4 protein-coding genes are annotated in these 8292 nt (G+C 64.4%); all 4 read right to left on the bottom strand.

The genetic code is table 11. From position 1 onward, the window contains the following. Positions 1–65: 65 nt before the first annotated feature. Positions 66–1124: a toprim domain-containing protein gene (locus EN850_RS28895; RefSeq protein WP_135917351.1), complete on the bottom strand. Its 1059-nt coding sequence runs from the start codon at positions 1122–1124 to the stop codon at positions 66–68. Beyond that, positions 1124–5440 (bottom strand): strawberry notch family protein, encoded by a 4317-nt coding sequence (locus EN850_RS28900; protein WP_135917350.1) that lies wholly within the window; start codon positions 5438–5440, stop codon positions 1124–1126. Before EN850_RS28900 ends, EN850_RS28895 begins: the two co-directional genes overlap by 1 nt. A 158-nt stretch (positions 5441–5598) precedes the next feature. Continuing rightward, positions 5599–7728 (bottom strand): ParB/RepB/Spo0J family partition protein, encoded by a 2130-nt coding sequence (locus EN850_RS28905; RefSeq protein WP_135917349.1) that lies wholly within the window; start codon positions 7726–7728, stop codon positions 5599–5601. Positions 7729–7992: 264 nt separating this feature from the next. After that, positions 7993–8292, bottom strand: a 300-nt coding sequence (locus EN850_RS28910; protein WP_245521036.1) for a zincin-like metallopeptidase domain-containing protein, incomplete at its 5' end; no start/stop codon positions are given.

Here is an 8292-nt window from a genome sequence, read left to right on the forward strand (position 1 = left end):
CCCGAGCGAAGGTCCGCCTGCGCACCCCCGCCACGTGTCGCCGGCACGCCCTTTCCCCTTTCCGGTCAGGCCGCCAACTTCATGAAGCGTTCGACATCCTGTGGAGCGATCTGGACCCTCAGGATCGTACTCAGGGCATCGGCGCCGAACAGGCGGAGATCCTCGTTGAAGTCGCCGAGCTGCGGTGTCAGGACCATCGCCTCGATACCGGCCGCGCTGGTGCGTTCAATGAGGGCTGCCACAGCTGCGTCGCCGGCAGGATCATTGTCGCGGGCGATATAGAGCCGCCGCAATGTGTCGGGGAACAGGATTGCGGACAGATGCGCCGCCGACAGCGCCGCCAGTGCCGGCATGGCCGGCAGGACAGTGCGTTGCGAGAGCATGGTCTCGATGCCTTCGCCGGCGGCCATGACATCACGGCAGCAGCCGAAGCGGACAGCGTGACCGAGCAGTTCGCCCATGGCTCGTCTTGGCGTGTCGACCGGAGCGCGGCCGAGATGGGCCTCGCTGAATCCGCCCGGATCGAGCCAGGTGCGGTGGGCGCCGGTGAGCTTGCCTTTGAGGTCGGCGACCGTCGCGATCATTGCCGGCCATGTTTCGGTCGGGCCGCTCTCTGGACGGTAATAGCAGCGCGGATGAAACCGAAGGCTTCCGGTCTCATGCAAGGCTGTAATCGCGCGTCCGCGCAGATACGTCTCCACAAGCGTTCCTGATATCGGCTGCGACATGGAGACCAGCCGCCGCGCCGCTTCGGGGGAGCCGCGGGCAGCGGGAACGACTTGCTCCCACCGGTCCTTTGGTTCGTTCGTCATCAGGGGCATCGACAGAAAGCTGCGCGCCTCGTCGCAGACGTCCTTGAAATCGACAAGACCAAGCGACTCCCGAATGACGTCCAGAAGGTCGCCGTGCTCGCCGGTGGCGGCGTCCGTCCATTTCCCGGCGGCGCCCTTGCCGCAGTCTGGCCCTTTGAGACGAATAAACATCGAGCGACCCGGCGCATTGCGGGCGTCGCCAACCAGCCAGTAGTTGCCAACGCGGCGACCATTGGAAAGGTAGCGGCGGCACACCGCCTCTGCCCGCTGGGCGAGATGGCATGCCAGTGCGGATGCATCGCGAGGTGTCATCAGCTGGCCCCCCTGTCGTTGATGCGCTGCACCGGATAACGCTCGATGACCTTGGCCAGCACGGTGGCCCCGCTTGCGTCCGTCGGCACGAACATGCGCAGCTTCCAGGATATGATCTCGTGGAAAAGTCCGTAGGCCGTGAGCCGCTCGCGCATGGTATCGGTGAAGCCCGACAGCTCGATGCGATTGGCGCCCATGACGCGGACGCGGCGCAGATCAAGACCTTCGGCAAGGTCGAGCATCGTTCGTCCATCCACAAGAGCGTTGAAGGCATCTTGCGTCGTCAGCGTGCTGACGCCGGTTGCCAGCGCCCCGGCGGCCCATGCGGCTGAGACCCTGCGGCCGATGATGCGCTCCCCGTCGTCGGTCTGGAGCCGATAGACGCGGCTCGATTCGTTTGGAAGTCGCTTCCAGATCGGCAGCAGCAGCCCAGCGACAATGTGGATGGTCGAGTCCGAGAATGCCGGGACGCTCTCGACCTCGGCACTCCAGACAGCAGTGAAGGTCTCACGATCAGCCCGCTGCCAATGACTGTCCTCCATCATTCGGAGCGAGGCATGGTGTTGCTCCATCGGTCGGATCAGCCGGACCCGCCGCTCGATTTCGCCATCGTCGAGCATAAACGATGGCGCGGGAACCTGGACGGCCGCACGTCCTGAGCGTTCGTTGACCAGCAGGATGGCGCGCTGATCGTCGAGCTCGGCGACAGCTTCCTCGACGGGCACGGGTCGGTTGCGCCGGCGCTGATCGATGGTGAGAAGCTGTGTCTCGGCGCCGGTACCAGGATGGGTGTAGATCGACCGCCGATCGGTGACGACGAAACTCTCCGCTCGCAACGTTTCGAGCCCAACGTCGTAGACCCCAGCTGCGATGGCCCCTTGCACCTTGGCTGTGAGCAACTGCTCGAAAGCCGCGAACAGGATGTTCTGCAGTTCGATGGTGAGCGCCAGCAGGCGATTGAGGAAAGTGGTGATCGGCGGCAGCTCATCCTTGATGCCGTTCTCATCCGTCAGCGTCAGCCCCGTGGTCTGCTCGAACAGCTCGAGTGAGCAGCCCTCCACCTTGCCGCGGACGATCAGCAGATAGAGTTGCCGCAGCGCATCGCGAGCATAATGCGATTCCAGATTGTCCTCTGGCCGAAACAGACCCTGCCCGCCGGTCTGGCGCTGGCCACGCGTGATCGCGCCCAGCGTGTCGAGGCGTCGGGCAATCGTCGAGAGGAAGCGTTTCTCGGCTTTCACATTGGTGGCGATCGGTCGAAACAGCGGTGGCTGCGCCTGATTTGTCCGATGCGTGCGGCCAAGTCCCTGGATGGCTGCGTCGGCCTTCCAGCCAGGTTCGAGGAGATAGTGGACGCGCAGGCGCGTGTTACGCGCGGAAAGCTCCGCATGGTAGCTGCGGCCTGTCCCACCGGCATCGCTGAACACCAGGATACGCTTGACGTCATCCATGAAGGCCTGCGTCTCGGCGAGATTGGCCGAGGCCGCGCGGCCCTCGACCATCAGGCGTTCGCCCTTCCTGACGATGCGTCGCGACCGGCCCGTCACCTCCGCTACCATGTCGGTGCCGAAGCGCTGGACGATCTGGTCGAGCGCGCCAGGGACCGGTGGCAGGCTCGCCAGCCTCTCGATCAGGGCCGTGCGGCGCGCGACCGCCTCACGACTTTCAACGGGTTGACCGTCGCGAAACACCGGCCTCGACGACAGGTTGCCTTCCGAATCCGTGAAGGGCTCGTAGAGCTGCACTGGGAAGGAATGCTCGAGGTAATCGAGCACATATTCGCGCGGCGTGATGTCGACGCGGACGTCGTTCCATTCCTGCGTTGGCACCTCCGCCAGCCGGCGTTCCATCAGTGCCTCGCCGGTGGAGACGATCTGAACCACGGCCGAATGCCCGGACTGGAGATCCTGCTCGATCGAGCGGATCAGTGTCGGCGTCTTCATCGACGTCAGCAGGTGACCGAAAAAGCGCTGCTTGGCGCTTTCGAAAGCCGAGCGCGCGGCGGACTTGGCCTGGCGGTTCAGGGTGCCGCTGTCGCCGGTGATGTTGGCGGCCTGCATGGCCGCGTCGAGATTGTTGTGAATGACGGCAAAGGCGCCGGCATAGGCATCGTAGATCCGCCGCTGCTCGAGCGTCAGTTCGTGCTCGACCAGTTCATATTCGACGCCGTCGAAGGAGAGCGAGCGTGCCGTGTAGAGGCCAAGCGCTCGAAGGTCCCGGGCGAGCACCTCCATTGCCGCCACGCCACCCGCCTCGATCGCCTCGACGAACTCCGCGCGGGTCGAGAACGGGAAGTCCTCGCCGCCCCACAGGCCAAGCCTCTGGGCGTAGGCGAGATTGGCGACCGTGGTCGCGCCGGTGGCGGAGACATAGACGACACGGGCGCTAGGCAGCGCTTGTTGCAAACGCAAACCGGCGCGGCCTTGCTGTGAGGGCGCGACATCGCCACGCTCTCCCTTGCCGCCGCCGGCATTCTGCATGGCGTGCGCCTCGTCGAATATAAGCACTCCGTCGAAATCCGGACCCAACCATTCGACGATCTGCCTGACGCGCGAAACCTTCTCGCCACGGTCGTCGGAGCGTAGCGTGGCATAGGTTGTAAACAGGATGCCTTCTGGAAGCGTGATGGTGCGCCCTTGCGGGAAGCGCGACACCGGCGTGACCAGCAGACGCTCCATGCCGAGCGCGGCCCAGTCGCGCTGCGCGTCCTCAAGCAGCTTGTCTGACTTGGAGATCCACACGGCCTTGCGTCGACCTTGCAGCCAGTTGTCGAGCACGATGCTCGCCGACTGCCGGCCCTTGCCGACGCCGGTCCCGTCGCCGATGAAGAAGCCACGCCGGAAGCGCACGGCCCCTGGCGCGTCCTCGGGTACCGCTTTGACAACATCAAGCGTGTGGTCGACCAACCACGATCCGGCGAGAAACCCGCAATGGGCCTCGCCGGCCATGATCACCGTTTCGAGCTGGGCGTCGGAGAGCGATGTCAGGATGTCGCCGGGCAGGGTCGGCCGATAGCTGGGCTTCGGTGGCGCGACAGACGCCATTGCCGCGGACTGCACCAGCGTTGTCGGGTGCGCCTGGGAGCCCGGAATACGGATCGTCTGCAATCCGTATTCCTCGTAAATCGCGTCGGTCAGCCGTGCTCCGTCGTCGGGCGTCCAATCGACCGTCTCGTACGACAGTTCAACGCCGGCCGGCTCGGATAGCTGCCGCTGAGCCGGGCTTGCGACAGTGCGGGCGAGATAACCGCGGACCGTCCTGGGCGCGGTGATGGCCGGAACGACCCTGGCAGCTTCGGCGATCGGCGGCCGTGCCGGAACGTGCTTCTCGATCCAGTCGAGCAATGTGGCGACATCCGGCGCAAAGCCAGGCGAGGCCGGAATGAACGACGGATCGCCAGCCAATGTCTTGTCGATGACCGTCAGTCGGGTGTCGATCGCCGTGCCATGCCTGGCGTAGACGGCGCCACTGATCGTGGCGGTGAAGACGACGCGGCCATGCTCCTGCAGGCGCTCGAATGCATTGCGCCACGCCGGCATCTCCGGCCCGAAGCCCGCGCCGGTGATGGTGACCAGCCGGCCACCGTCGGCGAGCCGGGCGAGTGCCGAGGCGACATGGCGATAGGTCGCGTCTGCGACGCGCCCCCGCACATTGGCGAGGACCGAGAAGGGTGGGTTCATCAGCACAATGGTGGGCAAGCGCGCCGGATCAAGATGGTCGTGGATCTGCGCCGCGTCGAAGCGTGTGACCGTGACGCCCGGGAAGAGATTGGACAGAAGGCCGGCACGCGTCTCCGCGAGCTCGTTTAGCACAAGCGAGCCGCCGGCAATCTCAGCAAGGATCGCAAGCAGACCGCTGCCGGCAGAAGGTTCAAGCACCCGGTCAGCCGGTGTTATGGCCGCAGCCGTGACGGCCGCGAGGCTGAGCGGGATGGGCGTCGAGAATTGCTGCAGCGCCTGGCTCTCCTCGGAGCGGCGGGTATGCGTGGGCAGAAGGTCCGCAATCCGGTTGAGAAGCGGCAAGGCGGATGTCGCGGAACCGGCCTTGCGCAGAAGCGACTTGCCGTATTTGCGGAGGAACAGAACTGTCGCGGCTTCGCAGGCGTCATAGGCTGTCTTCCAGTCCCAGGCGCCGCTTGTGTCCGACGCCCCGAATGAGGCTTCCATCGCCGCTCGCAGGACAACGGCATCTACGCGCCGGCCGCATTCGATGTGGGGGAGAAGAACCAGGGCTGCCGCGTAGACGGCTGCGGCTGGATCGAGAGGCGTGGCGGAAGCGGCCGAACCCCCGATTACTGCGGGTGACAAGAAGTTCATTGGAGATCCTCTGGAGAGCGAGACCGGGAAAAGCCCATCGGCGCTCTCTCTGACCGCACGGGCTCAACCCATTCCGGCCGGACACTCACTCTCACGACAGAACGCAAAAACGCCCGGCCCTCTTGCGAAAGCCGGGCGATGGGCGCGAAGGAGACGGCCTATTCGGCGGCGTCTAGCTGTTTTTCGTCCTGGTCGACCAAGGCGACATCGTCGTCACCTGCCAGGAATTCAGGCAGAGCTTCATCTTCGTCGCCAGCGTCGGCGTCGACGTCGACTGTTTCCACATCAACGTCGACTAGCCGCAGAGGCTCAGGCAGCCAGCCACTGTCGGCGAGCAGGCGTTCGGCTTCCTTGGCCATGTCGCCCTTCTTGAGGTGGTCGATGAGCTGGGCGGCGCGCTCGCCGGCGCCCTCGCGAACGGCTTCCAGGATACGCGCCTTGGTGACACGGCCGAGATAGTTGCCGACAGTGGGTCGCCACCCGGCATCAATCATGTCGAGTCCGACTGCCCGGGCGAGATTATCGGCGTCGGCAAGGCGCTGTTGCACACCATGCGTGGAGATAGCGCCGTTGCCGTAGCGATCGGCCCTTTCGTAGAGGGCGTTGACACCCAAGGATGCGCAATGGGCGAACAGCTCAGCCTGCTCGGTGCCCGTCAGTGCAGAGAGCGCGTTCCATAGGTCGGCGACGTCAGTTGGAAGACGCTTTTCCCAGGCCTCATGGCGGGCCTGGATCGAGCGCGCATAAATCGTATCCCGAAGCCCTTCGGACTGGACCGGAAAGACCGTGCCGCGGACAAGGACTTCCATCGCCACGCCTTGCGCGCTGTAGCGAGAGAAAGCGTCGCGGACGAACTTGTTGAGCACGGCCAGGAAGGCGGTCGAGGGATCGTTGGCGAGCTTGTCGCGCAGAGCCAGCGTGCGATCCGCGGTCAGTTCCATGACCAGGCGATCGGGCAATGGCTTGATGCCATCTTCGTCATCATCCTCCGTGTCGGCCGGCTGGCCACCTATGGTGATGACGGCCCGCTGACCCGGGCCTGTGGCCGAGACGCCGGATCCGTCGACGCCGGGATCGTTGTTGCCGTCGGACGGAACGAGCGCCTCATCCTCGGGCTTCACGTAACCGCGTTCGACGAGAAGCGCTCCGTCCGTGTCGACGCTGACGAAGACACCCGCACACGCGATCTCGACCGGATTGAAGCGGACGGGACGCGCCTCGATCGACTTGATCGCGGTTTCGATCTCGCCAAACCGCTGGTCGACCTCGTCAGGCAACTCGTCGGCCTCCTCATACTGCGCCTGCAGCTTCTCGAATTCGTCACGCAGCGCATCGAGCGTTGCCTGCTCGTCGCTGGTCAGGTCGATCGGCGTGCCCTCGAGCTCGCGCAAACCGTTTGTCGCGCCATAGGGAAAGCTGACCGCGACTTCGATCCACTTCCAACCCTCGTTGGCGATTTCGTCAGCCATCATCTGCAGCTTCTCAATGACGAGCCGTTCAAGCAGCGGAATGTCCTGTAGCCAACCGCCATCATCCGACTGGAACAGATCACGCAGCACTTCGCCGCCTGCCGCCTCATAGCTCTCGAGGCCGACGAACACGGCCCGCTTGTCGGAGGCGCGGACGGTATTCTCGGTCAGCATGCGGCGGATCTGGTATGGCTCTTTCGACCAGCTGTTCTTGATCGCCTCCCAGACCTGCTCCTGTCGGGTGTGGTCGGCGCTCACGGAAAATGCCTCCAGTTGGACGATCGTCATGCCGTCCTCGGCGTAAACATCGAGAAGCGCCGGCGATACGGTTGTGAGCTTCAGACGCTGCTTGACGATGTTGACCGAGATGAAGAAGGCGGCGGCAATCTCTTCCTCGGCCATGCCCTGGTCGCAGAGAACTTTGAAGGCGCGATACTGATCCAAAGGATGAAGTGGCGCACGTTCGATGTTTTCCGCCAGCGACACCTCCTCAGCGAGAACCGTGCTGGACGAACTCCCGACGACACAGGGGACAGGCGCCACCTTGGCAAGCCGCTTCTGTTTGACGAGCATTTCGAGGGCGCGGTAGCGACGGCCGCCGGCCGGCACCTCGAACATCCCGGTCTCCTGGCCGTCTGCACCGACCAAGGGGCGAACGTGTATGCCCTGGATCAGCCCGCGGCGGGCGATCGATTCAGCCAGGTCCTCGATCGAGACGCCAGCCTTTATGCGCCGCACGTTGGTCTGGGCAAGCACCAGCTTATTGAAAGGAATATCGCGCGAGGACGACAGCGTGATCTTTTGAACAGCAATGGTCATTGAGGTTCTCCGCGACGGGCCGCCGAGAGCCTCTCTCTCGGTCCTCAACCCGTCATGAAACCTCCTCCAACCCTCTTCCTCTCCCTCCCGCACGATCCGGCACGCCGTTGATTGACAGCCGCGCCCTCACGATGCGCACGCCCGGAAAGAGGCCGGGAACGCGGTCTATGCCGAACGGCAGGGCCGCCGCTCGCAATTCCGATGCTCGAGACAGCCGAACCGCGGTGGACGGGAAGGCGCAAGGGCTGCTCCGGTCATAGAAGGTTATGCTGCCCGTCTATCATTGCCTTCCTCCAACTCGATGGATGCTTCGACCTCCTCCGGCAGGTGACCGAGGAGCCACTCAGCCGCCTTGCTAGCCTGGCTGGCGGCACGCACAATAGCGCGATTGTCATCGCGCAGAACCTCGAGCCATGAGCCGATATAGTCGGCATGCCGTACCGTGGGCACGATCCCCAAGGCTGCGCAGCAGAAGGCAGCGTTGATCTCTGCCACGAGTTCCTCGAACGCATATTTTCTGGAGCCCGAAGGGCCGGAGCAGTCACGGGCCAAGCGTGAACTGTG

Source organism: Mesorhizobium sp. M8A.F.Ca.ET.207.01.1.1, from assembly GCF_004794715.1.
Classification (GTDB): Bacteria; Pseudomonadota; Alphaproteobacteria; order Rhizobiales; family Rhizobiaceae; genus Mesorhizobium.